This window comes from Amycolatopsis saalfeldensis, from assembly GCF_900110575.1.
GTDB classification, from domain to species: Bacteria; Actinomycetota; Actinomycetes; order Mycobacteriales; family Pseudonocardiaceae; genus Amycolatopsis; species Amycolatopsis saalfeldensis.
Map to the genome: position 1 here is coordinate 443,502 of NZ_FOEF01000003.1, position 23,961 is coordinate 467,462.

Here is a 23,961-nt window from a genome sequence, read left to right on the forward strand (position 1 = left end):
GGTCGGCGGGAGGGAGTCCGTGTCCGAGTGGATCTGGCGGGCACACAGGCGCGGTCGAGGCAAGCGTGCCTGGGCGGAATCGGTAAGAGCCGGGGATCGGTTGGGTGCGTGCCTGTCCGGGTGGATCTGGTGGGCGCAGGGTCGGCCGGGGCAAGCGTGCCTGGGTGGATTCGGCGGGGTGCGGGGTCAGCCGAGGCTACGTGTGTCCAGGTGGATTCGGCGGGCGTGAAGGGGCTCGGGGGCAGCGGATGGATTCGGCGGGCGCGAAGGGGCTCGGATGGATCCGGCGGGCGCGAGGGTCGCCCGGAAGAAAGGGCTTGTGCCCGAGTGATCCCGGTGACCACCGGGATCGGCTGGAAGGGAGCGTCGGTGTCCGGTTGAAGGTTCGGTTGAATGCCCGGGTCGAATCAAGTGCCCGGCTGAATCACGCAAGATCGCCGGCTTCCACGCCGGCAGTACCAGCACCAAGCCCCACCCGTTCAAAGCCCGGCACCAGCAACAGAGCTTGACAACAAGGGGGCTTGACAAAGGGTGGACAATAAAAAACCGGCGTGTCTTCCACATTTTCATCAAGACCCGTGGAATACCCGCCGTCGATAACATCAGAATAGCCGCTGTGAGGGGTTTGTGTCAACTCAGGGGTACGAAGAGGAATTGCAGTCCGAGCGAGGCTACGTGGCCGGGCTCTACGCGAGGCTTGACGCCGAGCGGGCGCGGGTGGAGGGGGAGTACACGACGGCGCTGGGGGGCAACGGCGGGACGCCGATGGAGCGGGACGTCGAGGTGCGGGCGCGGGCCCGCGAAATGCGGCGGCTGGACGTGGCCGACGACGGGTTGTGCTTCGGGCGGTTGGACGGGCTTTCGGGGGAGCGGTCCTACATCGGCCGGATCGGGTTGTTCGACGAGGAGGACGGGTACGAGCCGGCGCTGCTCGACTGGCGGGCGCCGGCGTCGCGGGCGTTTTACGTGGCCACGGGGGCCAATCCGGAGAACGTGCGCCGGCGGCGGCAGTTCCACACGCGGGGGCGGCGGGTGGCCGATTTCACCGACGAGGTGCTCGGCCGCCCCGGCGAGGGGGAGCACGGGGACGCCGCGCTGCTCGCGGCGGTCAACGCGCCGCGGGGGGAGGGCATGCGCGACATCGTCGCGACGATCCAGGCCGAGCAGGACCGGATCATCCGGCTCGACCATCCCGGCGTGCTGGTCATCGAGGGCGGCCCGGGCACCGGGAAGACCGTGGTGGCGCTGCACCGCGTCGCGTATCTGCTCTACACGCAGCGGGAGCGGATGGAGCGCCACGGGGTGCTGGTGGTCGGGCCGAATCCGGCGTTCCTGGACCACATCGGCCGCGTGCTGCCTTCGCTGGGCGAGTCCGACGTGGTGTTCATGACCGCCGGCGACCTCGTGCCCGGCCGGCGCGTCACCGCCGAGGACGGGCCGGAAGCCGCGCGGCACAAGGGTTCGCTCAAGATTCTGGACGTGCTGGGCGCGGCGGTCGCGGACCGTCAGGGACTGCCGGTGGAGCCGATCCCGATCCGGCTCAAGGACGTCACCGTGCGGATCGACGCGGAGACCGCCGAGTGGGCCCGGGACGAGGCGCGCGCGAGCGGGCAGCCGCACAACGAGGCCCGCGCGGTGTTCGCGGAGATCGTCACCTATGTGCTCACCGAGCGGGCGATCGCGCGGATCGGCCGGGGCTGGCTGACCCGCGACGACCGCGAAGAGTGGGAGAGCATGCGGGCGGACCTGGTCAAGGAGCTGGCCGGGGACGCCGGGTTCACCGCCGCGCTCGACGGACTCTGGCCGTCGCTGACCCCGGAAACCCTGCTGTCCCAGCTGTACGCGTCGCCCGAGCGGCTGCGGGCGGCCGGCGCCGACCCGTCGCTCCACCGCGCCGACGGTGCCGCTTGGACGGTGTCGGACGTGCCGCTGCTCGACGAGCTGGTCGACCTGCTGGGCCACGACAAGTCGGCGGAACAGGCCGCCGAGCGGAGCGCCGCACGGGAGCGGAAGGCCGAGGCCGAGTACGCCGCCGGCGCGATGGAGATCCTCAAACTGGACCGCGAGGAGCTGGACGAGGACATCGGGCTGGTCGCCACGGACCTGCTCGACGCCGAGGACCTGGCGGAGCGCTTCGTCGAGGCCGACACCCGCACCCTCGTCGAACGCGCGAGCGCGGACCGGGACTGGACGTACCGGCACGTGGTGGTCGACGAGGCCCAGGAACTGTCCGAAATGGACTGGCGGGCGCTGATGCGGCGCTGTCCCAGCCGTTCCTTCACGGTGGTGGGCGACCTCGCCCAGCGGCGATCGGCGGCCGGGGCCACCTCGTGGGACGCGGTGCTCGAGCCGTACGTGCCGGATCGGTGGGTCTACCGGTCGCTGTCGGTGAACTACCGCACCCCGGCGGAGATCATGGCCGTCGCGGCCACGCTGCTCGCCGAGTTCGCGCCCGGGGCCGAGCCGCCGGAGTCGGTCCGAGCTTGCGGCGTCCGGCCGTGGTCCCGGCGGGTTGCCGGAGCCGAGCTGGCCGGGGCCATCGAGGAGTTCGTCCGGGACGAAGCCGGCCGCGAGGGCACCAGCGTGGTGATCGGGCCGCCCGGGGTGCCGGGCACGGTCCCGGCGTCGGAGACCAAGGGCCTCGAGTTCGACGCCGTGCTGGTGGTGGACCCGGACCGGATCCTGGCCGACGGGCCCCGCGGCGCGGCGGAGCTGTACGTCGCGCTGACCCGCGCCACCCAGCGCCTCGGCGTCCTGCACCAGGGCCCGTTGCCGCAGGCGTTGAGCGGGCTCACGGAAATCGGGGCCGCGACGCCGCTTCAGGACCGGGTGAGCACGCAGTCGCCGCAGACGGCGCCGGTGCCGGAGGGGGCGACGCGGTAGATGAGGCAGCAGCTGCGCCGCCGGAACCGGCCGTCGGCGCGGGTGCTGGTGCCGCGCAGGGGCGCCCGGCCGAGCAACGCCGTGGCCAGCGCCCGGGCCCGGTCCGTCCACTCAGGACGGTCGGCGGCCAGCATGGTGGCGGCGCCGTTCACGGCGGAGGCGACGTTGCCCCACAACACCCGGCCGGACAACGGGAACAGCCCGGTGATCCGCCGGATCGGGCCGTCGAGGACCTGCTCGGCCAGCGCGTCCGCGAGGGCGCCGTCCGAGAACGGCGCAGCCGGCCCGGACGGCGGCCGGACCGACAGCGGGACCGCGCCGCCCGGCACCGGCTCCCACCACGTCCCGGCGAGGTCGAGCACCGTGCCGTCGCGGACGGCGAACGCGAGCGTGGGGGACAGGAGCCGGGCCACCAGGCCGAGGTGCGTCACCGACGCCGCGACACGCCACTCGACGGCGTCGTCCGGGCGGCCGCCGGCCAGCGCGGTCCGGACGCCGGCGATGCGGGAGCCGAGCACGCTCTCGTCGGTCAGCAGCTCGTCGAGCGGGCGCCACGGCGGTGTGGCCGTGGCGCCCGTGACGTGCGTGTGCACCGCGAAAAACGGGCCCAGCCCGGTGAAATCCCCCGTCACGCGGCCTGCGTGGCGGAGGCCCGGCGTTCGCGGCCGATCAGCCGTTCGGCGAGCGGGCCGAACGACAGCCCGAGCGCGCCCCACAGGATCACCTGCGCGAGGACCGAGTTGAGGCGGAAGTCGAAGAGCGTGTCGGCCGGGAAGCCCGGGTAGACGATCACGCCGGCCGGGTTCTTCAGCGGCAGCGGGGTTTCGGTCGCCTGGACGCCGTACTCGGCGACGTTCGTCGAAAGGTGCCCGAGCGGTGGCAGCACGGCCATCAGGATCCCGATCACGATCACGAACGCCGCGCCCGCGATCAGCGACGCGTTCCAGTTCCCCAGCCGAGGGGCCAGCCTCCGGCCGAGCCAGACCGCGGCGGCGAGGAACACCAGCGAGCCGATGACCATGATCAGGTACAGCCCGCCGCGGTCGCCGATGGTGTCCGGGTGCCCGATGGACGGCGGGTTGGCCGGGTACTTCAGGAACGGCACCAGGTACAGCCCGAGGAACCCGCCGCCGGCCACCAGCAGCGCCAGCGTGCGCGGCCGCACCTGGCCGACGCGGCCGAGGCAGACCGTGTAGACGACCGTGAACAGCAGGCCCATGGCCAGGCCGAAGAGGATCATCCCGGCGCCGATGCCGACGTTGGCCTGCACGGCGCGGCTGAACAGCTCGGGCCCTTCCTCCGCGGCGGGCTGCCCGGCCGCCTGGTCCAGCGCGGCCTGCGCCGCGTCCCGGCCGCTCTCGTAGTCGATCGCCGCCTGGATCTGCGGTTCGGCGAATACGCGGGCGAAGACGAACGCCAGCAGTCCCGCGAAGGCGCCGGTCAGCGCGCCCCGCAGGAGAAGTTTCTTCTCCATGTCCGGTGGTCCCGTTTCTCCGTGCTTCAGCGACTCAGTGACAGGGGAAGCCGAGGAAGTGCCGGGAGTCGTGGACGAACTCGTGGATGTGCATGTCGCTGCCGAACACCGAGGTCGCGCCCTGGTCGACGCCGATGAAGTAGTACAGCGCGAGTGCCAGCAGCGTCGCGCCGGCGAGCCAGAGCACCGCCTTGGTCACGGGCAGGACGACCGGGGTCGAGGATTCGGCCGGAATGGCGGTCATGGGGCCTCCTTCAGGGGATAACGCGTCCCACATCGATTGGAGCTGCCCGGCGGTTCCTCGACCTGACTCACCCGCGGCGTGCGGGCATACAGTGGCGCGACCGTGCCGGATTCTCACCGGCTTCGGGAAACCGCCGCGCCGCACGACAGTACGTCGCGGTGTGTGAGGGCGTCAATTGCCGGTGTGATCACAGTGGTGAGTAGAGGTGTGGTTAGGCTAAGTTAAGTTCGGCTGGTCCTTTCGGCGCGGAACCAGTCGTTCGCGAGCGGTCTGGCGGCGTGGGCGAAACCCGGCGCGGGCGTCGAGACCGTGTACGCCGAGAGCGGGCCGCCGTTCGAGAAGGTCGCCGCGGCCAAGCCGGAGCTGATCCTGGCCGGCGACGAGTACGACCTCGCCAAGGACTTCCCGACGCTGGGCTACCTCAACGGCACCGGCAAGGACAGCTGGCAGCAGATGGCGCAGCGCGCCGGCGACGTGCTCGGCCGGCGCTCGGAATCCGACCACCTAGGCGAGCCGTCGGTCGAGCTGCGTGACGTGCGGTTCAGATACAGTGATTCCCTTTTCCTGGAAGGAGTTTCCCTCAAAGTGCCCGCCGGGTCGACGACGGCGCTCGTGGGTCCGTCCGGCGCGGGCAAGACGACCGTGACGAAGCTGGTGGCGGTTCCTCGACGTGGACGCCGGGTCGGTTGCTGAAGGACTCGCCGATCGTGCGGCTGGGCGAGGCGACGTCCGCCCTCGACGCGGAGAACGAGGTCGCGATCCACGAAGCCCTGCGGGAGCTGGCGGACGGGCGCACGCTGCTGGTCATCGCCCACCGCCTCTCGACGATCACGCACGCCGATCGCATCGCCGTGCTCGGCGGTGGTGTCGTCGCGGAACTCGGGCGCCACGAAGAACTTTTGGCGGCAGACGGCCGTTACGCTCGGCGGATCACCGCGCGGGAAGCCTGGAACGCGTCTCAGTCCAGCGCCGAGTTCTTCGTCTCGGGCGCCCACAGCACCGAAACGACCAGCCCGATCACCAGGACCACGGTCAGGATCAGCATGGTGGGGGAGAAGCCGATCCCGTCCAGGCTCAGCGGGAGCAGGAAGGTGCCGATCGCCGACCCGATCCGGCTGAGGCCGTTGAGCAGGCCGACGCCCGAGCTGCGCAGGTCGGTCGGGAACAGCTCCGGCGGGTAGACCTGGTCCAGGTTGACCGCCGCCGACATGGTGAAGGTGAAGACCAGGAACAGCGGGAACAGCAGCGCGGTCGGCGCGTCCGGCCAGATCGCCATCGGCGCCATGGACACGATCAGCACCACGAACGACCAGATCGTCAGCCCGCGCCGGCTCATCTTGGCGACCAGCCACAGGCCGCCGAGGCTGCCCGCGAGCAGGAACAGGTTCAGCAGGCCGTCGCTGGTCGTGTCCTCCCCGCCGACGCCCATCTTGAGCAGCACCAGCGGCAGGAAGGTGTAGATGGCGAAGTACGGCACCACCTGCGCGTTGTAGAAGATCGCGCCGAAAGCCGTGTTGCGCAGGTACTTCCGGCCGAACAGCTCGCGGTAGGGCACGCGCCGCACCGTGCGGTAGGTGCGGACCAGCGATTCGAACGCGCCGTCGTCGCCGCCGAGCCGGCGCACCACGGCCCGCGCCTGCTCGACCCGGCCCTGCGTGAGCAGCCACCGCGGCGACTCCGGCACGCCGATGCGCAGCAGCACCACGGCGATCGCGGGCACGCTGCTCGACGCCAGCAGCCAGCGCCACGAGTCGCCGCCGAGGGAGACCACGTAGTTGCCCAGGAAAAACGCTGCCACGTAACCCACCGTCCACAGCACGGTCAGCGAGGCCAGCAGCCCGCCGCGGTACTTGCGGGGCACGAATTCCGCCACCAGCGTCGGCCCCAGCGCGTAGTCCGCGCCGATCCCGATGCCGATCAGCAGCCTCAATATGAACAGCTGCACCGGGTCGTGCACGAAGAACTCGGCGGCGGACGCGACGGCGATCAGCAGGAAGTCCACTGTGTACAGCCGCTGCCTGCCGACCTTGTCGGCCGCCCAGCCCACCAGGATGCTGCCGAGGAAGATCCCGATCAGCGCGGACGCGCCGAGCAGCCCCTCCCACACCGTGCCGAAGCCGAGCTGGGCGGCGATCACCGGCAGGGCGATGCTGATGATGCCCAGCTCGTAGCCGTCGGAGTAGTTGGCGCAGAAGGTCAGCGCCGTGATCCGGAGGTGGAAGCGGTTGAGCGGGACGTCGTCGAAAGCCGTGGCTTCGTCCCCCTCACTCGGGGAGGAAGAGGTCTTGCTCTGCGGCATAGTCTTCGAAGCCTTCCAGTCGTTGCCGGGCCAGGGCGCCGGCCGCGTCGGCCATCGCCTCGACCAGCGCCACGGTCAGCGAGACGACCGCGGCGTGGGAGTCGAACACGAACTCGGACGCGACGGCCGCGCTGAGCACGTCGTCGGCGTACGGGGTGAGCGCCGAGACGGGCCGGTCCGTGATCAAGAGGGTGCGCAGGCCCAGCGAACGGGCCTGCTCGAGGGCGGCGGCGCTCTCCCGCGGGTAGCGGGGGAGCGCGACCACGACCAGGGTCCGCGCGCCACACCGGTCGGCGTGGCGCAGGGAGTCGCCGAAGACGCTGCCGGAGTCGGTGAGCAACCGGACGTCCGGGTGAATTTTGGTGGCCAGGTAAGCGAAAGACGCCGCCTGCGCGGCCGAGATCCGGTAGCCGGCCACGACCAGCGGACGGGATTCCATCAGCCCCGCCGCGATGCTGCGCAGCCGGGTGTCGTCGGCCAGCTGCGCGCGCAGTGCGGTGAGGTTGCGCAGGTCGGCGTCGATGGCGTCCTGGAACTTGGTGCCGCCGGCCTCGGGTTCGGGCCGGGCCGAGGCGTCGCGCAGGTAGCGGCGGAACCCGGCGTAGCCCTCGAACCCGAGCAGCGCGACGAACCGGGTCACCGAAGGCTGGCTGACCTGCGCGTACTCGGCGAGCTCGGCGCTGGTGAGCGCCGCGGCGTCGGCCGCGTGGTCGGCGAGGTAGCTGGCGATGCGCCGCTGCGCCGGGGTCAGCCGGTGGGCGGTGAGCAGTTCGTGCAGCGACCGGGACACCCGGGCCTCCGTCCTTGCCAAGCTGGCGAATGAATAGTTTCATGTCACAATAGGAATGAATGAAAACTTGTCAAGAGGGATGGCGATGACCGACACCAGCCGGATCGAGATCAGCGGGGCCGGGCTCCGGTGCGCCGACGTGGTCCGTGTGGCGCGGCGCAGCGCGTGGACGGAGCTGGCCCCGGACGCACTGGCCCGGGCGGAGCAGGGTTACGAGCTGGCCGTCGAGCTCGGCGCCAAGCGCGCGGTGTACGGCCGCACGACCGGCGTCGGCGCGAACCGGCACACCGTGGTCGACCCGGAGTCCGCCGACCACCACGGCCTGCGCCTGCTGCGCAGCCACGCGAGCGGCACCGGCGAGCCGCTGCCCGACGACGCGGTGCGCGCGGTGATGGCGATCCGCCTCAACCAGCTCGCCGCCGGCGGCAGCGGGGTGCACCCGAGGCTGCTGGAGGCGCTGGCGACGGCGTTGCGGGTCGGCGCGCTGCCGCTCGTGCACTCGCGCGGCGCCATCGGCACCGGCGACCTGACCGCGCTCGCGGAGATCGCGCTGACGCTGGCCGGCGAGCTGCCGTGGGCGGCGGGCAACCTCGACCCGCTCGCGATCAGCCCCGGCGACGCGCTCGCGTTCATCTCCAGCAATGCCGCCACGCTGGCCGAGGCCGTGCTGGCGTGGCACGACCTGACCCGCCTGCTCGCCGCGAGCCATGTGGTGACCGCGCTGACGTTCTGCGCGCTCGGCGGCTCGGCGGAGGCCTACTCGGAACGCGTGCACGCCGCCCGCCCGCATCCCGGCGCGGTGCGGTGCGCGGCCGAACTGCGCCGCCTGCTCACCGCCGCCGGCGACCTGCCCGACGGGCGGCGGCTGCAGGACCCGTTCGGGCTGCGGGCTTTCCCGCAGGTGCAGGGCCCGGCGCTGGACGCCGCGGCCGCCGTGGAGCGGGTGCTGGGCATCGACCTGAACGCGGCGGCGGAGAACCCGCTCATCGACATCGAAACCGAGCAGGCCTACCACCACGGCCAGTTCTCCACGGCCTACGTCGCGCTCGCGTTCGACCACCTCCGCGCGTCGCTGCACCACGTCGCGGAGCTGTCCACGGCCCGTCTCGGGGACCTGGTCGAGCCGGACCTCAGCGGCCTGCCGCCGTTTCTCAGCGAGGGGCCGGCGGGCAGCTCGGGGATCATGATCCTCGAGTACGTCGCCCACGACGCGCTGGGCACGCTGCGCCACGCGGCCTCCCCGGTCACGCTCGGCACCGCCGTGATCTCGCGCGGCCTGGAGGATCACGCGAGCTTCTCGACCCACGCCGTGCGCAGCACCGTCGCCGCCACTGCCGCGTACCGGACCGTGCTGGCGTGCGAACTGCTCGCCGCGGTCCGGGCCCTTCGGATGGCGGGGACGGAGCTGCCGGACACGCCGTTGCGCGAGGCTTTCCGGCTGGCCGTGGGCAGCCTGCCCCACATCGGTGAGGACCACCCGCTGAGCGTGGAGATCGGGCAGGCCGAGCGGCTGCTGGACCGGCTCTCGGTGCTCTGAGTCAGCCGGGCAGGTCGGCCGTGGTCAGCTCGGCCTTGGCCATGGTGTCGTTGAGGAAGGCGGGGAAGACCTGGCTGTGGCCGGCGGCGACCTCGTCGGCGGCCTCGACCCGCACGGACCAGCCCTGGTCTCGCAGCCAGGTGGCGGGGTCGCGGCGCGGGGCGGTGTTGAGCAGCCCGTCCATCTCGATGCCGACGCGCTCGTCGGCCTTCAGCTGCCGCATCATGCGGTCCATCGACTCGACGTCGCCGCCGGGGACCTGCTCGACGCCGATCCGGCTGCCGGGCGCGGAACGCGCGTTGATCACCTCGAAAAGCGCCTCCTCGGCCTCCGCGGGCAGGTACGGCAGCAGTCCCTCGGCGAGCCAGACGGCCGGGCGCGACCGGTCGAAGCCGGCGTCTTCCAGCGCGGCGGGCCAGTCGTCGCGCAGGTCCGCGGCGACCGGGTGACGGCGGCACCGCGGGCGGGCGCCCAGGTCGTCGAGCACCTGCTGCTTGAACTCGAGCACGCGCGGCTGGTCCACCTCGTAGACGTCGCGGCCGGCCAGGTCCAGGCGGTACGCGCGCGCGTCGAGCCCGGCCGCGACGATCACGAGCTGAGGCGCGTCGGAGCCGGCGATGAGGTCGTCGAAGAAGCGCGAGCGCAGGCCCATGTACGCGGCCATCGCGGCCCACATCTCGTCGTCGCCGGCGTCGGCCGGTCCCGTCGGCATCGGCCGCGGCGGGTTCGCCGCGCGCACGAACGCGGCCGCGAACGGGTCGTCGACCAGCCCGCCTTCGGAGCCGGTCACGATCGCCCGCGCCGAGGCGACCGCCAGCGCGGTCAGCCCCACGCCGCTGGTGATGCCCCACTGCTCGTGCGTTTCGGTCATCGGGTGCCCCTCTCTCCGCCAGATTCTCGCGACCCAGAATGGCACTGTGCGATCGATCGGGTGCGTACGGTGAGCGAAATGCCCGACTTGATCTTTGTGGCCCGCGTCACCATTCATGGGAATCCGTAAGGACTCGGCAACCGGTTCCGGCCCTTCGCGTGGCGTACAAAGGGACGCAGAGGTGATGCCCGTGTCCGTCGTACGGCGTGAACGGTGGTGGCGATGGGCGGTGGTCGGCGTGGTGGCGGTGCTGCTGGTCGCCGCGCCGCTGGTCGCCGGGGCCGTGGGCCCGTCCGGGCCGTCGGTCGACGCCGGGCGATTGCGGGATCTGGTGCAGCGGTCGGATTCCGTGATGTACGAGGGTGAAGCCCGGAGCACCGGTTCGCTGGCCTTGCCGGAGCTGCCGAACCTCGCCGATGTTTCGGCGCTGTTCGCCGGGACCACGACGATGCGCGCGTGGTACGAGGGGCCCGACCGGTATCGCGTCGCCACGCTGACCACCGCGGGCGAGCGCGACCTCTACCGGCTGCCCCAGGGCGAGTACACCTGGGACTACGGCGCGAACATGCTGACCGAGCTGGCGGGCCGGCCCGCCGTCCGGCTCCCGCGCGCGAGCGACCTCCTGCCGCCCGAGCTGGCGCGGTGGATCCTGCGGTCGGCGCCGGGCGAGGCCGTGAGCACGCTGCCCGCCCGCCGCGTCGCCGGGATCGACGCGTCCGGGCTGCGGCTCGTGCCCGCCGACCCGGACACCACGATCGGGCGAGTCGACCTCTGGGCCGACCCGGTCAGCGGGCTGCCCGTGCGCGTCGAGGTGACCGCGCGCGGTCAGCAGAATCCCGTGCTGGTCACGGGTTTCGACGACGTCGAGCAGCGTCCGCAGGTGGTCGGGACCCCGCGTGCGGCGCCCGGCAGCGGGTTCACGGTGACCAACGCGCCGGACATCTCCAAGGCACTCGGCTCGTTCGGCCGGGTGCGGCTGCCCGCCACGCTCGCGGGAAAGCCGGTGAGCCAAGCGGAATTCGGCGGCGTCGAAGGGACGGCGCTCTACGGCGCGGGGCTCTCCACCTTCGCCGTCGTCGCCGTGCCCCGCAACGTCGCGGACGCGGCCGCCGATGCCGCGTCGAAAGCGGGCGGAACCAAATCGGGGGACACCGTGCTGCTGTCGATCACGCCGCTTTCGCTGGCGATCGTCCGCCCGCCCGGCACACGGCGGGCGTATCTGCTGGCGGGCCCGGTGGCGACGTCGCTGCTGGCGTCCGCCGGCGACGAGCTGGCCCGCCTGCGCCGGAGCGGCCGATGATCGTCACGCGCGCGTTGACCAAGCGCTACGGACGCACGCTGGCAGTGGACGCCGTCGACCTGGAGGTGCGCGAAGGCGACCGCTACGGCTTCCTCGGCCCGAACGGCTCCGGCAAGACCACGCTGGTCCGGATGCTGCTGGGACTCGTGTACGCCACCAGCGGTGAGATCGAGCTGCTCGGCCGTCCCGTGCCGAAGCGGGTCTCGGAGGTGCTGCCGGAGGTCGGCGCGCTCGTCGAGGGACCCGGCGCGTACACGCATCTTTCGGGACGGCGCAACCTCGCCCTGCTCGACGCCTCGGGGCGCGGCGGGGGACGGCGTACGCGCCGCCGCCGGATCGAGGAGGCGCTGGAACGCGTCGGGCTGGCCGGCGTCGACCGGCGGCCGGTGAAGGCGTACTCGCTCGGCATGCGCCAGCGGCTCGGGCTGGCGGGCGCGCTGCTGAACCGGCCCCGGCTGCTGGTGCTCGACGAGCCCACCAACGGCCTGGACCCGCAGGGCATCCGGGAGATCCGCGAGCTGCTGGTCGAGCTGAACCACAACGGCACCACCGTGTTCCTGTCCAGCCACCTGCTGGCCGAGATCGAGCAGCTGTGCACCCGCGTCGGCGTGGTCGACCACGGTCGGCTGGTGCTGGAGGACGATCTCGCCACTCTGCGCGCGGAGACCGGGCGGGTGCTGCTCGGCACCCCGGACGCGGCGGCGGCGGTCGCCGTGCTGGACGGGCGCGTCGAGCACCGGGACGGTGACAAACTGTTGGTGCGCCACGGAAATCCCGCGGAGCTGAACGCCCTGCTGGTCGCCGAGGGCGTGCCCGTCACCTCGCTGCAGGCGGAGCGGCGGACGCTGGAACAGGTGGTGCTGGACGTGACCGGCGCCGGCTCCGACCGGTTCGGGGGGCGGTGATGATCGGCGTCGAACTGCGGAAGCTGGTGCTGCGGCCCCGGGTCTGGGTGAGCGTGCTGCTGTTGTGCCTGCTGCCCGCGATCGTCGGCGTTTTCCTGGCCACGGCGGACTTCGCGCCGCCGCCGGGGCAGGGCGGCGCGTTCCTGTCCGCGGTGGTCAGCGACGGCTCGCTGTTCCCGGCCGCCGCGCTCGCCCTGGTGCTGCCGCTGTTCCTGCCGATCGCCGTCGCCGTGGTGGCGGGCGATTCGGTGGCGGGCGAGGCGGCCGGCGGGACGCTGCGCTACCTGCTGGTCCGGCCGTCGGGGCGGACGCGGCTGCTCATGGCGAAGCTGGTGGCGCTCGCGGTGTACGTGACCGGCGCGATCGTCATCGTGGTGCTGACGTCGCTGGTGATCGGGGTGATCCTGTTCGGCACCGGCGGCCAGGCGGTGGGCCCGGGCGGGCAGACGGCCGCCGCGGTCTCGCTTTCGGGCTCGTCGCTCACATCCTCGGGGCTCGGGCTGCGGCTGCTCGGCGCGGTCGCGTACGTCGTGCTGTCGATGCTCGGCTTCGCCGCGATCACGATGTTCCTGTCCACCCTGACGGATTCGGCGCTGGGCGCCGCGCTCGGCGGGCTGGCCGTGCTGATCACCAGCTCGGTGCTGGAGACGCTCGACGCGGCCGCTCCGGTGAAGCCGTACCTGCCCACGCACTACTGGCTCTCGTGGATCGACTTCTTCCGGGATCCCGTGCTGTGGCGCAACATCGACCACGGACTGCTGCTGCAAGCGGGGTACATCGTGGTCTTCTTCGGCGCGGCGTGGGCGAATTTCGCGACCAAGGACGTCACGAGCTGAGGCATTTCCCCGGCGCGGCCAGTGACGCCGTGCCGAGTGCCTTCAGGACCAGCGCGGTGACGGCCGGGTCGGTGGGCAGGTCGCCGTGCGCGGCGGTGTCGCCGGGGCAGATCCCTTGGAGCGCAACGTTCACCGCGCCGTCGAGCCGGGCCGACTCGGGCGGGGTGACGGTCTCGTCGCGCTCCGTCCACAGCGAAAGCCACGGCAGGCCGGGCGGAAGCGGCGGCAGCCGGCTCAGCAGGGGACTGCCGGGGATCAGCTGCTGACACGCGGTGGGGCAAGCGCCGGGGACCAGCGCGCCGCCCGCCGCGGCGAGGCCGGTGCCGTGCATCGGCGCGCCGAGCGTGACGACGCGGCGGGCCTGGTGCTCCCCGCCGTCCCGCGCCACCCAGAGCCGGGCCACGACACCGCCCGCGGAGTAGCCGATCACGTCGACGGACGGGGCGCCGTTTTCGTACGCGCGCTCCACCGCGTCGGCGAGGACGCCGACCTGCTGGCCGAGGTCGCCGGTCCCGTCGCCGACGAGGGTGAGCACCTGCGCGTCGCGGCCGGTGGCCCGGTGGATGCGGTCGGCGAGCTGCAGCAGCCCGCCGCGCCCGCCGCCGTAACCGGGCACCAGCAGGACGGGGCCGGGCCGGTCCTGCGCCGGACGTCCGGACCTCGGCGCGGCGCTGGACCCGGCCGTGGTCAGCACCGCGGCCACGATCCCGGCGACGACCACCAGCGCCGCGCCGCCGAGCAGCAGCCGGCGGCGGCGGGGGCTCAGGCCGGGCCAGGGGTTCCGCATACCCCCATGGTGCCTGCCGGACGGCGGGATCCCGGTGTGGCGGCGCCGCGTGCGTTCAGGAAGCGGCGGCCTCGCGCTGGATCTGCTCGAACTGCGCGCCCATCGCGGCGGAGAGGGCCTGGGCGGCGGACAGCGGGCGGACCATCACCGTCAGCTCGTCGACCAGGCCGCTCTCGTCGAGGTGGAGGAAGTCGGCGCCCTCGACCCGGGTGTCGCCGATCCGGGCTTCGAAGACGAGGGCGTGGGCCCGGCCGTCTTCGCCGGTCAGCTCCCGCACGTAGCGGAAGTCCTCGAACACCCGCAGCACCCCGCGCAGGATCGCGGCCGTGATCGCCTTGCCCGGGTACGGCCGGAACGCCACCGGGCTGGTGAACACCACGTTCTCCGCCAGCGCCGCGGCGATCGCGTCCGGATCGCGTGCCTCGACGGCTTCGCGGAAGCTCTTCATGCCCTACCTCGATCTGCTCGGCTCGGATGGCTGCCCCGACAGCTTAGGGACTCCCCGCCCCTGTTACACCGGACCCGGCATCGTCCCGGTACTCGGCCGGAATGTCCTCCTCCACGGAGGATTTCGGCCCCCGGCGGTGATCTTCGCGCCGGTACGCTGGCAACGTCGGCAAGATCGGTGGAAGGGAGTGCGCATGAAGATCGGGATCGGCCTGCCGAACCAGGTGCGGGACATGGACCCACGGGTCCTGCCCGGGTGGGCGCGGCGGGCTGAGGAGGCGGGGTTCTCGACGCTGGGCACGGTGGGGCGCACGGCGTACCCCGGCGTGATGGACACCGTCGCGCTGGCCGCGGCCGCGGGCGCGACCGAGCGGATCGGGCTGCTCAGCAACGTGATGCTGGCCCCGGTGTGGCCGCCGGTGCTGCTGGCGAAGGACCTCGCCGGCATCGACGGCGTCTCCGGGCACCGCCTGACGGTCGGCCTCGGCATCGGCGCCCGCGAGGACGACTTCGTCGTGGCCGGGCTGGGCCCGAAGGGGCTCGGCAAGCGGATCGACGCCGACCTCGAGACCTACCGCAGCGTCTGGGACGCGGAGCCCATCGGCGGCGGGGTCAACCCGGCGGTGCCGCCGGGCACGCGCCGGGTGCCGCTGCTGTTCGGCGGTTCGGCACCGGCCTCGTTCGCCCGGATGGCCAAGTGGGGCGAGGGTTACGTCGGCGGTTCCGTGCCGCCGGAGATGGTGGCCGGGTCGTTCGAGCAGGCCCGGGCCGCGTGGCAGGCCGCGGGCCGCGAGGGATCGCCCCGGCTGGTGGCCATCGCCTACTTCGCGCTCGCGGACCCGGAGCAGGGACGCGGGAAGGTGTGGGACTACTACAGCAATTTCGGCGATTTCGCCAACGTGGTCGCCGGCGGCGTCCGGAGCACGGCCGAAGACCTGCGCAAGGCGGTTTCGTGCTTCGCGGACATGGGCGCGGACGAGCTGATCTTCAACCCGGCCACCGACAACCCGGCCGACATCGAAGCACTCGCCGAGATCGTGCTGTAGGTCCTCGTGCCCGGTCCTGCTGGTTCGGGCGGGCCGGGTGCTGGGTGGCGGGGCTGATGGCCAGCGTGTCGTGGTGCCAGGTGGGTAGTGCGAAGCCTGGGTGGGTTGAGGCTTCCTCGCGGGCTTGGAGCCGGGTGCGTTGGCCGAGTTTGTGCTGTGGGTCCTCGTGCCCGGTCTCGCTGGTTCAGGGGGCCGGGTGCAGGGCGTCGCGTAGGGCGGCGAGGCCGACGGGGCCGATGGCCAGGGCGTCGTGGTGCCAGGTGCGTAGTGCGAAGCCAGGGCGGGTCGACGCTTCCTTGCGGGCCTGGAGCCAGGCGCGCTCGCCGAGTTTGTACGCGATGGCCTGGCCCGGCCAGCCGAGGTAGCGGACCACTTCGGCGTGCACCTGGTGCGGGGCGGCCAGGCCGCGTTCGCGCAGGATGCGGCAGGCGGTTTCGAAGTCCCAGCGGGAGCCGTCCGGCAGGGGCAGGTCCAGGTGCGCGCCGATGTCGATGACCACGCGGGCGGCGCGCATGGCCGAGCCCGAAAGCATGCCCAGGCGGGTGCCGGGCTCGGAGTACCAGCCGAGCTCGTCCGCGAGGCGCTCGGCGTAGAGCGCCCAGCCTTCGGCGTGGCCGCTGACCGAGTAGACCCGCGCGAAGCGGCTGACCCGGTCGGCGGCCAGCTTCGCGGTGCCGACCTGCAGGTGGTGGCCCGGCACGCCCTCGTGGAACACCGTGGTCAGCTCACGCCAGACGGTGAACCGGTCCCGGCCGCCCAACGGCCACCAGGTGCGGCCCGGGCGGGCGCCGTCCTCGCTGGGGCCGCTGTAATACGGGGCGCCGGACGCCGAACCGTGCGCGATCGTCACGTCCAGCGCCCGCAGGGGCTCCGGGATGTCGAAGTGCTCCGCCGCCGCCTCGAGCGCGCGGTCGTGGGCCGCGCGCAGCCAGTCCACATAGGACTCTTCGCCGGTCACGCTGTACGCGGCGTCCAGGATTTCCTGCGCCTGCGAGACACTCGCGCCCGGACGCACCCGCGCGGCCTCCGTCGCCAGCTCGCGTTCGATCCGCTCCAGCTCGGCCCAGCCCCACTCGTACGCCTCGGCCAGGTCGACGTCCGCCCCCAGGCTCAGCCGCGCGCCCGCCGCGTAACGCTCCGCGCCGACGCCGTCCACTTCGCTCGCGCGAGGCGCGTACTCGTCGCGCAAATACGCGGCCAGCCCGGCGTACCCGCGGTAGGCGGCGTCGGCCGCGGCGCGCAGTTCGGCGGACCGGGGGCCTTCGCCGTAGCCGTTCAGCAGGGTTTCGTGCACTCCCGCGTACCGGTCGGCCTGCGCGGCCGCCTCCAGTGCCTGGCGCCGCGCTGCGGGCAGGCCCCGATCGAGCCCTTCGCCCAGCGCCGAGCGCCAGCCGGCCAGCATGGGCTCCACCCCGGCCAGCCGCAGGGCGATCACGTGCCAGTCTTCGTCGCCGTCGCGCGGGAGCATGTCGACGGAATCGTGCACCGAGGTCAGGATCCCGAAGTGCGCCTTGACCGCGCGCAGCGGCTCGCCCAGATCGTGCCACGCCAGCTGCGCCTCCAGCCGTTCACGCAGGTGCGCGCCCGCAACCCGGTCCTGCGCCGACTCCGGCGTGAGCTCGCCCAGCGCCGCGAGCGTGCGCCGGGCCAGCCCGGCCCTCGCTTCGACGCCTTCGGGCCCGTAATCGGTCAGCGCGCCCGGATCGGCCGCGATACCGCGCATCGTCGCCATCACCGGGTCCAGTACGGCTTCGGCGGTCACATGGTCGTCGGAGAGCTGGAAGATCGGCGTCACCCGGCCACGCTATACCCCGGGACCGGTGGTTCCGGTGAGCATTGGCCGGGGCCGGGGCCGGGGCCGGGGCCGGGGCCGCGCTGGCTCGGACCGCGCTGGCTCGGACCGCGCTGGCTCGGACCGCGCTGGCTCGGACCGCGCTGGCTCGGACCGCGCTGGCCCGGACCGCGCTGGCCCGGACCACGCTGGCCCGGACCACGCTGGCTCGAACCACGCTGGCGGGGCCGCGCTGGCGGGGCCGCGCTGGCGGGGCCGCGCTGCCGGGGCCGCGCTGCCGGGGCCGCGCTGGCCCGGACCGCGCTGCCGGGGCCGCGTTGGCCCGGACCGCGCTGCCGGGGCCGCGTTGGCCCGGACCACGCTGCCGGGCCGCGTTGGCTCGAACCGCGCTGCCGGGGCCGCGTTGAATCGACCATGTCGGCCGGGACCACGCTGGCCCGAACACACTGCCCGGACCACGGGGGCCCGGACCGCGTTGCCGGGATCCACGTCGCTTGGTCGGTGCCGGGCGGGCCAGGCCGTTGCCCGGGCCATGCTGTCTGGCCGGTGCCGGGCGGGTGAGGCTGTCGGGGCCACGTTGCCTGGTCGGCGCTGCCCGGCCGGCGCCGGTCCGGCCCAGCCTGCTTGGGTCCACAATGGACGGTGTGGGCGGTCAGCGGGCGGGTCCCTCGCCGAGGCCGTCCGCCGGGTCGAGGCCGAGGACGTCCAGGAGCCGGGCGCAGTCCTCCGCGTCGGTGGATCTCGACGCGACTGTGCGGACACAGCGGCGGCGTTGTTCCGGTGTCAGGCCGAACGGGTCCGGCAGCGAGTCCGACTCGGGTGGCGGCCACTTCGCCGCTTGCCGGGCCGGCTTCACTGCTCGCTCCGCGGCTCGCCCGGTGGGCGGGCGTCCAGGATGTCGGTGGCGCGCACCAGGTCGACGGGGGAGTCCGGGGCGGCTTCATACGGCCGGACGGGCACCCAGGTCGTACTGGTGTGCTCATCGCGAAGACTCCGCCCCGCGACCGTTCCGCTGCGCTCCTGCCAATCCGATGCCAGGACATTCGCCACGTCGCGGCCGCCGCGGGTGCTGTAGCCGTAACGGCTGCGGGCGTCACGGTAGCTGCGGGCGCCGCGGTGGGTGCGGCAGCGATAACGGACCAGCCAGCCCGGTGGATAGCCGCCGCCATGCCGGGTGGGCCAGGCATGCTCCCCGGGAGCGGCGGTGGCGGGCTGCCCGGAGCCGACGGAGCCGACGGAGCCGACGGAGCCGACCGAGCCCACTGACCTCACCGAGTCCACTGAGCCGCTCGAGCCTGCCGAACCGGCCGAGCCTGCTGAACCGGCCGAGCCTGCTGAACCGGCCGAGCCCGTCGAGCGGACCGAGCCCGTCGAGCCCGCCGAATCGGCCGAACCCGTCGAGCTGACCGATCCCGCCGAGCTGACCGATCCCGCCGAGCTGACCGAGTCCACCGAACCGGCCGAGCCCGCCGAGCAGACCGATCCCGCCAAACCGGCCGAACCGGCCGAGCCCGTCGAGTGGACCGAGCCCGTCGAGCCCGTCGAGCCCGCCGAACCGGCCGAACCGGCCGAGCCCGCCGAGTCCACTGAGTCGACCGAACCCCCCGCGCCCGGCGCCCCCGAATCCACAGCCTCAGCCATGGTCGGCTCCTGGGCTCACCCGAAGACCGGGCCGGGAGGGATTGCGTGGGTGTTCTTCCGCCAGAGGCACTGCTTGCTCCGCTCTGCTCGGGACGTGTTTCCAGTCGCCGAGGTCCGGGGCGGTGGTCCAGGGTAGGCGCCGCGGCCGCTCGGTGGCTCGGCCAGCCGGGTGGTTCCCGAACGGGTCAACGGCAAAGGTAGGAACTCTACTCAGGGTAGGACGAAAGCCTCAGAGGTGATCCTGGCCGGAAGACCCAGCCTGGAAGGCGAATGACGAGAATTCGGCCGCACGGAGGTAGTTACGGACAGCCGAGGTGTGACTATATTCATCTGATGTCTATCCGCTGACCTGTCGGAGAGCCTGATGCGAATCGTCACCGTTGCCGCGCACCTGGTCACCGCCGTTGCCACCGTTGCGGCCGTCGGCGCTGTTCCGGGGAGGGCGCCCGACCTCCTGTACGCCGCGCCGTCCGGGCACGGCTCGGCGTGCAGTGCCGCCGCTCCGTGTGATCTGGCCACCGCGCGCGATCGTGTTCGCGGGGTGCTCCCGCATGCCCGAGGCGACGTCGTGGTCGAGCTGAGCGGCGGCACCTACCGGCTGACCTCGCCCCTGAAACTGGGCGTGCAGGACTCCGGCGCCCCCGGCCACCAGGTCGTCTACCGCGCCGCGCCCGGGCAGCACCCGGTCCTCAGCGGCGCGATCCAGGTGACCGGCTTCCGGAAGACCGACCCCGCCAAGAACATCTACCGCGCATCCGTGCCGAAGGGGACCGCGGGCCGCGACCTGTTCGTCGACGGCGTCCGCGCGCCGCGGGCCCGCTCGGCGCAGGACCCGGCCGGGTTCTCGGTGACGGCCACCGGGTTCGCCACCGCCGACCCGTCGTACACCTCGTGGACGAACGCGAGCCAGGTCGAGGTCGTCGCGAACAACGCGTGGAAACAGCTGCGCTGCCCGCTGGCCTCGATCACCCCCGGCGCGTCCGGCGGCTCCGCGCTGACCGTCGACCCCGGCTGCTGGAACAACAACCACAGCGCGGTCCCGAACCCGGGCTTCCCGTTCAACGGCGCGGGCCTGCCCACGCTCGACCGCGTCACCTGGCTCGAGAACGCCTACCAGCTGCTCGGCACCCCGGGCCAGTTCTACCTCGACAGCGCCGCCGGCTACCTCTACTACGTGCCGCGCCCCGGCGAGGACCTGGCGAAGGCCGACGTCGAGCTGCCCGTCGCGCCGGAGCTGCTCGACCTCGCCGGCACGCCCGGGCACCTCGCGCCGCTGAACGATTCGGACTGGCGCGCCACCTACACCGGCAGCTGGAGCTACTCCTCCGGACGGCCCACCGGCGACCTGGGCGGCGACGTCCACTACACGCAGCAGAACGGCGACGCCTTCTCCTACACCTTCACCGGCACCGGCCTCCAGGTCCTCACCGAGACCAACTCCGACGAAGGCGACATGGACGTCTACGTGGACGGCGCCAAGGTCTCCACGGCTTCGGCCAAGAGCGCCGAACGGCTCGCGCAGCAGGCCGTCGTTTCGGTCACCGGGCTGCCGCAGGGGAAACACACCGTGCGCGTGGTCAAGACCAGCGGTGACTACCTGCTGATCGACGGCTTCACCGTGATCCCCGAGGCGATCGCGCCCGTGCACGACATTTCCTTCAGCGGCTTGACTTTCGCCTACGCCGCATGGAACGCGCCGAGCACCGCGGGCTACGTCGACAACCAGGCCGGTGTGCTGTGGGACCCGGCGACCCACGCGCCGGTGCGCATCCCGGCCGCCGTGCAGGTGCACCGGGGCGCGCGGATCGCGTTCACCGGCGTCACCGTCCAGCACACCGGTACCGCGGGCATCGACTTCGCCGACCAGACGCAGGACTCCACGCTTTCGGGCAGCTCTGTGGACGACACCTCGGGCGGCGGGGTCGCCGTCGGCGAGGTCGACGACTACTACCAGACCCAGCCCGCGCTGATGACCAGCGGCAACACCGTGTCCGGTAACAACATCCAGCACCCGGGGCAGGAGTACCAGGACGCGGTCGGCGTCTGGGTGGGCACCAGCCGCGGGACCACGCTGGCGCACAACGACATCGGCTACACGCCGTACTCCGGCGTCTCGATCGGCTGGGGCTGGGGCTGGGCGTCGAGCTGCGCGCTGCAGGCGAAACAGGGCCTGCCCGACCCGTGCAAGCACGGCACCACCTACACCGGCGGCAACCACGTGACCGCCAACCACGTGCACAGCGTGATGGGCGTGCTGAACGACGGAGGCCCGGTCTACACCCTCGGCGGCCAGGCGTCCGGCTCGGACTTCACCGGCAACGTGCTGGGCGAGTGCGTCAACGGCTGCAACGAGATCTACCACGACGAGGGCAGCTCGCTGTGGGACACGCACGGCAACGTGGTGCGGATGAGCAACGGCTCCCCGTGGCTGCACCTGTGGACGCCGACCATCCACGACGACCACATCTACGGCAACTACTCCGACACCGCCCAATACCAGAACAACGGCACCGACATCACCCTCGAACAGTCCACAGTGGTCCCGGACGGGCGCTGGCCCGCGGCGGCGCAGGCGATCATCGACGCCGCCGGCCCGGGCACCCCGCGGGGCCCGGTGATCGACGACGACGATCTCCGGATCTCCTACCTCGGCACCTGGTCCTCCAGCGGCTCGCGCAACGACGGAGACCTGGAGAACGGCGTGCACTACAGCCAGCAGAACGGCGATTCCGCGGCCATCACGTTCACCGGCACCGGGATCGGCTTCCTGACCGAAACCAATTCCGACGAAGGCGATATCGCCGTCACCCTCGACGGGGTTTCGAAAGGCACGGTGAGCGCGAAGACTGCCCAGCGGCAGGGCCGGGTCCCCGTTTATTCGGTGACCGGTCTCGCCGCCGGGCAGCACACGCTGACTGTTTCGAAAGCGAGCGGAACCTATTTCCTGGTGGACGGGTTCCGCATCTACTGAGCCAGCAGCCGCAGGTCGATCGCGTCGGCCATGGCCTGCATGCCGGCTTCGTTCGGGTGCAGGTGGTCACCCGAGTCGAAGCTCGGCCGCAGCGCCGCCGGATCGGAGGGGTCTTGCACCGCCTGGTCGAAGTCCACGACGCCGTCGAACGCCCCGCCGGTGCGGATCCAGGCGTTCGCCGCCTGGCGGATCGCCTCGGCGGGCGCGCTGTAGTAGCCGGCGCCCTTGTCCGGCAGCATGGTGCCGCCGATGATCCGCACGCCGGCCCGGTGCGCCTGGCCGATCAGCGCGCGGTAGCCGTCGATCAGGTCCTGCGCGGTGAGCGGCGCGCCGCCCGGGCCGGCGTTGTTGCCGATGTCGTTGATGCCCTCCATCAGGATCACCGTGCGGACGCCGGGCTGGGCCAGCGCGTCGTGGCCGAACCGCTTGAGCGCGCTGACGCCCTGCCAGATGTTCGGCACGTCGGTGAGCACGCGGTTGCCGCCGATCCCGGCGTCGACCACGGCGGTCGGGCGCGGCCCGGCGAGCCGGCGGGCCAGGTCGTCGGGCCAGCGGTGGTACACGCTCGCGGGGGTGTTGTAGCCGTCGGTGATGGAGTCGCCGAACGCGACGACGGTGCCGGTGGCGGCGGGGGAGACCACGTCGAGCCCGGCCAGGTAGTACCAGGAAGTCGTTGCGGTGACGTAATTCCCGTCGTCGGCCTCGGCGGCGTGGTTGCCGGGCTTCGAGAGGTAGGAGACGTCGAACGCGTCCGAGTGCCAGGTCGCCGAGCTGGTGGCCTGCGGCAGGTAGAGGCTGACCAGCACGTTCTGCTCGGCGCGGACCGGCATCGGGATCGGGTCGCTGACCACCTCGTGGCCGGCCGGGATGGTCAGCGTCCGCGCGTGCGAGAACGTGACCGCCCGCTGCGACCCGGCGACGGCGGTGGCCCGGTCCGCCTGCAGGGCCACGCTCACCGCGCCGACGGCCAGGGGGGTGGTGCCGCGCAGGTTCGACAGGTGCAGCCGTAGGCCCGCGCCGCCGACGCTCGGGTGGGCGACCATCCGCAGGGTCTGGTCGGTGAAGTTCGGCCCGCCGATCGTCATGCTCGGGGACCAGGAAGAAATCCACGGGCCGTTCGGATGATTCGCGGCCGCGGTGGCGTTGTTTGTGCTGCCCATTATTCCCAGAACAACCGCCATCGCGCACAGCAATGTCTTCTTTGTCATCACTGGTAATCGCCTTTTCTTTCGGGGAAATACAGTATTACTGTCATTTGGCCCGAGAGGGAAGACCTGTTTCCGATCCGCGTCAGCGATGGGGGTAATGGGCGGCGAGGGCGGCCCAGACCTCGAGCACGTCGAGCGCCTGCCGTGGGCTCGCGGCCGCGAAGCGGACCGTGCGGCCGTCGATGCGCTCGGTGCCGGGGACGCGGGCGGCCAGGTCCGCCGCGCCGTTGGGCCGCAGTTCGGCCTCGACGACCAGTTCGTCCGGAATGGACAGTGGCCGGACGGCGCCGGAGAGGGCGTTGCGGACCGCGCGCGCGGCCCCGGCGGTGATGGCCTCGCGGGCGACGGCCGGGTGACGGCTGCGCGCGGCGGTACGGCCGAGCGCGGTTTTCACCGGGACCGTCACCACGCCGGGGAAGGCGCGCTCCGCGTGCGCGCAGACCACGTCGTCGCCGGTGACCAGCCCGACCGGCACGCCGTGCTCCGCGGCGATCAGCGCGTTCAGGTCCGCTTCGCCGATGGGCACCCCGCCCAGCCGGACGTCGGCGAACCCGCTGCCGCTGAAGGTGTGCGCGAGCACGCCGGCCGGATCGGCGGCCCCGGCGTGATAGCCCACCAATAACACGACGCCACGGCCGGTCGGCAGCTCCTGCATCATGCCGAGCGGCGTGGGCTCGCCGATCACGTAGTCCGCGCGCCGGTCGAGCCGCTCGCCGAGCAGGTTGTCCGCCGGGCCGTGGCTGTCGTTGACCACCACGGACGTCGCGCCGCCCTCGAACGCCCCGGCCACCGCGGCGTTGGCCTCCGCGGTCATCAGCTCCCGCGCGGCCGGGTAGTCCCGGCCGCCGGGCCCGATCTGCTGGCGCGTGGCGATGCCCGCGACGCCCTCCAGGTCCACCGAAATCAGCACGTCCACCATGGTCACCCCAG

General features: G+C 72.6%; 21 protein-coding genes and 1 riboswitch. Of the genes, 8 read left to right on the forward strand and 13 right to left on the reverse strand.

Going from position 1 to position 23,961, the window contains the following annotated elements; translation table 11 throughout:
• Positions 1-627: 627 nt before the first annotated feature.
• Entirely contained in the window at positions 628-2,883 is a 2,256-nt protein-coding gene (gene helR, locus BMY97_RS09700; protein WP_091615644.1) for an RNA polymerase recycling motor ATPase HelR, read from the forward strand.
• On the opposite strand, the gene BMY97_RS09705 is transcribed toward helR, so the two are convergent.
• Genes BMY97_RS09705 through BMY97_RS09715 form a run of 3 tightly spaced genes read right to left on the reverse strand, consistent with a single transcriptional unit; the run spans position 2,820 to position 4,601 of the window.
• Complete coding sequence (locus tag BMY97_RS09705; protein WP_218156738.1) at positions 2,820-3,515, reverse strand: (2Fe-2S)-binding protein; 696 nt, start codon at positions 3,513-3,515, stop codon at positions 2,820-2,822. The genes helR and BMY97_RS09705 overlap by 64 nt on opposite strands.
• Complete coding sequence (locus BMY97_RS09710) at positions 3,512-4,357, reverse strand: CbtA family protein (RefSeq protein ID WP_091615649.1); 846 nt, start codon at positions 4,355-4,357, stop codon at positions 3,512-3,514. The genes BMY97_RS09705 and BMY97_RS09710 overlap by 4 nt, the downstream gene beginning before the upstream one ends.
• A 34-nt stretch (positions 4,358-4,391) precedes the next feature.
• Entirely contained in the window at positions 4,392-4,601 is a 210-nt protein-coding gene (locus BMY97_RS09715; protein ID WP_091615652.1) for a CbtB domain-containing protein, read from the reverse strand.
• A 47-nt stretch (positions 4,602-4,648) separates the two neighbouring features.
• Positions 4,649-4,737: riboswitch (adenosylcobalamin (AdoCbl) riboswitch) on the reverse strand.
• A 173-nt stretch (positions 4,738-4,910) separates the two neighbouring features.
• Here BMY97_RS09715 and BMY97_RS47755 point away from each other — a divergent pair.
• On the forward strand, positions 4,911-5,294 hold the full coding sequence (locus BMY97_RS47755) for an ATP-binding cassette domain-containing protein (protein WP_218156739.1): 384 nt from the start codon (positions 4,911-4,913) through the stop codon (positions 5,292-5,294).
• Positions 5,295-5,559: 265 nt separating this feature from the next.
• Here BMY97_RS47755 and BMY97_RS09725 read toward each other — a convergent pair whose 3' ends face one another.
• Positions 5,560-6,900, reverse strand: coding sequence for an MFS transporter (locus BMY97_RS09725; protein WP_091615653.1), 1,341 nt, complete (start codon positions 6,898-6,900; stop codon positions 5,560-5,562).
• The gene (locus BMY97_RS09730; protein WP_091615656.1) at positions 6,866-7,690 is read right to left on the reverse strand and encodes a MurR/RpiR family transcriptional regulator; all 825 of its coding nucleotides are present in this window, start codon (positions 7,688-7,690) and stop codon (positions 6,866-6,868) included. Before BMY97_RS09730 ends, BMY97_RS09725 begins: the two co-directional genes overlap by 35 nt.
• Positions 7,691-7,775: 85 nt before the next feature.
• Here BMY97_RS09730 and BMY97_RS09735 point away from each other — a divergent pair, with 85 nt between their 5' ends.
• The gene (locus BMY97_RS09735) at positions 7,776-9,227 is read left to right on the forward strand and encodes an aromatic amino acid ammonia-lyase (RefSeq protein WP_091616278.1); all 1,452 of its coding nucleotides are present in this window, start codon (positions 7,776-7,778) and stop codon (positions 9,225-9,227) included.
• 1 nt (position 9,228) lies between these two features.
• Here BMY97_RS09735 and BMY97_RS09740 read toward each other — a convergent pair whose 3' ends face one another.
• Positions 9,229-10,098: an SAM-dependent methyltransferase gene (locus tag BMY97_RS09740; protein WP_177231253.1), complete on the reverse strand. Its 870-nt coding sequence runs from the start codon at positions 10,096-10,098 to the stop codon at positions 9,229-9,231.
• A 184-nt stretch (positions 10,099-10,282) separates the two neighbouring features.
• Between BMY97_RS09740 and BMY97_RS09745 the strand changes: the two genes are divergently transcribed.
• From BMY97_RS09745 to BMY97_RS09755, 3 genes are read left to right on the forward strand one after another with little or no spacing between them, the layout of a single operon-like run.
• Complete coding sequence (locus BMY97_RS09745; protein WP_091615661.1) at positions 10,283-11,398, forward strand: LolA-like protein; 1,116 nt, start codon at positions 10,283-10,285, stop codon at positions 11,396-11,398.
• Entirely contained in the window at positions 11,395-12,303 is a 909-nt protein-coding gene (locus tag BMY97_RS09750; RefSeq protein ID WP_091615663.1) for an ABC transporter ATP-binding protein, read from the forward strand. The genes BMY97_RS09745 and BMY97_RS09750 overlap by 4 nt, the downstream gene beginning before the upstream one ends.
• Positions 12,303-13,139, forward strand: coding sequence for an ABC transporter permease (locus BMY97_RS09755; RefSeq protein WP_091616281.1), 837 nt, complete (start codon positions 12,303-12,305; stop codon positions 13,137-13,139). The genes BMY97_RS09750 and BMY97_RS09755 overlap by 1 nt, the downstream gene beginning before the upstream one ends.
• Here the strand turns inward: BMY97_RS09755 and BMY97_RS09760 are convergent.
• Positions 13,129-13,926 (reverse strand): esterase/lipase family protein, encoded by a 798-nt coding sequence (locus BMY97_RS09760; protein ID WP_245787240.1) that lies wholly within the window; start codon positions 13,924-13,926, stop codon positions 13,129-13,131. The genes BMY97_RS09755 and BMY97_RS09760 overlap by 11 nt on opposite strands.
• A 55-nt stretch (positions 13,927-13,981) precedes the next feature.
• On the reverse strand, positions 13,982-14,374 hold the full coding sequence (locus tag BMY97_RS09765; protein WP_091615666.1) for a nuclear transport factor 2 family protein: 393 nt from the start codon (positions 14,372-14,374) through the stop codon (positions 13,982-13,984).
• 193 nt (positions 14,375-14,567) lie between these two features.
• Here BMY97_RS09765 and BMY97_RS09770 point away from each other — a divergent pair, with 193 nt between their 5' ends.
• Positions 14,568-15,419 (forward strand): LLM class flavin-dependent oxidoreductase, encoded by an 852-nt coding sequence (locus BMY97_RS09770; protein WP_091615669.1) that lies wholly within the window; start codon positions 14,568-14,570, stop codon positions 15,417-15,419.
• 184 nt (positions 15,420-15,603) lie between these two features.
• On the opposite strand, the gene BMY97_RS09775 is transcribed toward BMY97_RS09770, so the two are convergent.
• The 3 genes from BMY97_RS09775 to BMY97_RS45890 all read right to left on the reverse strand — a co-directional run bounded on the left by BMY97_RS09775 (position 15,604) and on the right by BMY97_RS45890 (position 18,483).
• On the reverse strand, positions 15,604-17,214 hold the full coding sequence (locus tag BMY97_RS09775; RefSeq protein ID WP_091615674.1) for a DUF885 domain-containing protein: 1,611 nt from the start codon (positions 17,212-17,214) through the stop codon (positions 15,604-15,606).
• A gap of 649 nt (positions 17,215-17,863) precedes the next feature.
• Positions 17,864-18,067, reverse strand: a complete 204-nt coding sequence (locus tag BMY97_RS09785) for a hypothetical protein (RefSeq protein ID WP_091615680.1) — start codon at positions 18,065-18,067, stop codon at positions 17,864-17,866.
• The gene (locus BMY97_RS45890) at positions 18,064-18,483 is read right to left on the reverse strand and encodes a hypothetical protein (protein WP_143086167.1); all 420 of its coding nucleotides are present in this window, start codon (positions 18,481-18,483) and stop codon (positions 18,064-18,066) included. The genes BMY97_RS09785 and BMY97_RS45890 overlap by 4 nt, the downstream gene beginning before the upstream one ends.
• Positions 18,484-19,216: 733 nt before the next feature.
• Here BMY97_RS45890 and BMY97_RS09795 point away from each other — a divergent pair.
• Entirely contained in the window at positions 19,217-21,823 is a 2,607-nt protein-coding gene (locus tag BMY97_RS09795) for a hypothetical protein (RefSeq protein WP_143086168.1), read from the forward strand.
• On the opposite strand, the gene BMY97_RS09800 is transcribed toward BMY97_RS09795, so the two are convergent.
• Both BMY97_RS09800 and BMY97_RS09805 read right to left on the reverse strand, forming a co-directional pair.
• On the reverse strand, positions 21,817-22,983 hold the full coding sequence (locus tag BMY97_RS09800; protein WP_218156740.1) for an SGNH/GDSL hydrolase family protein: 1,167 nt from the start codon (positions 22,981-22,983) through the stop codon (positions 21,817-21,819). The genes BMY97_RS09795 and BMY97_RS09800 overlap by 7 nt on opposite strands.
• A gap of 130 nt (positions 22,984-23,113) precedes the next feature.
• Entirely contained in the window at positions 23,114-23,950 is an 837-nt protein-coding gene (locus BMY97_RS09805; protein ID WP_245787259.1) for a M55 family metallopeptidase, read from the reverse strand.
• Between the last annotated feature and the right edge of the window lie 11 nt (positions 23,951-23,961).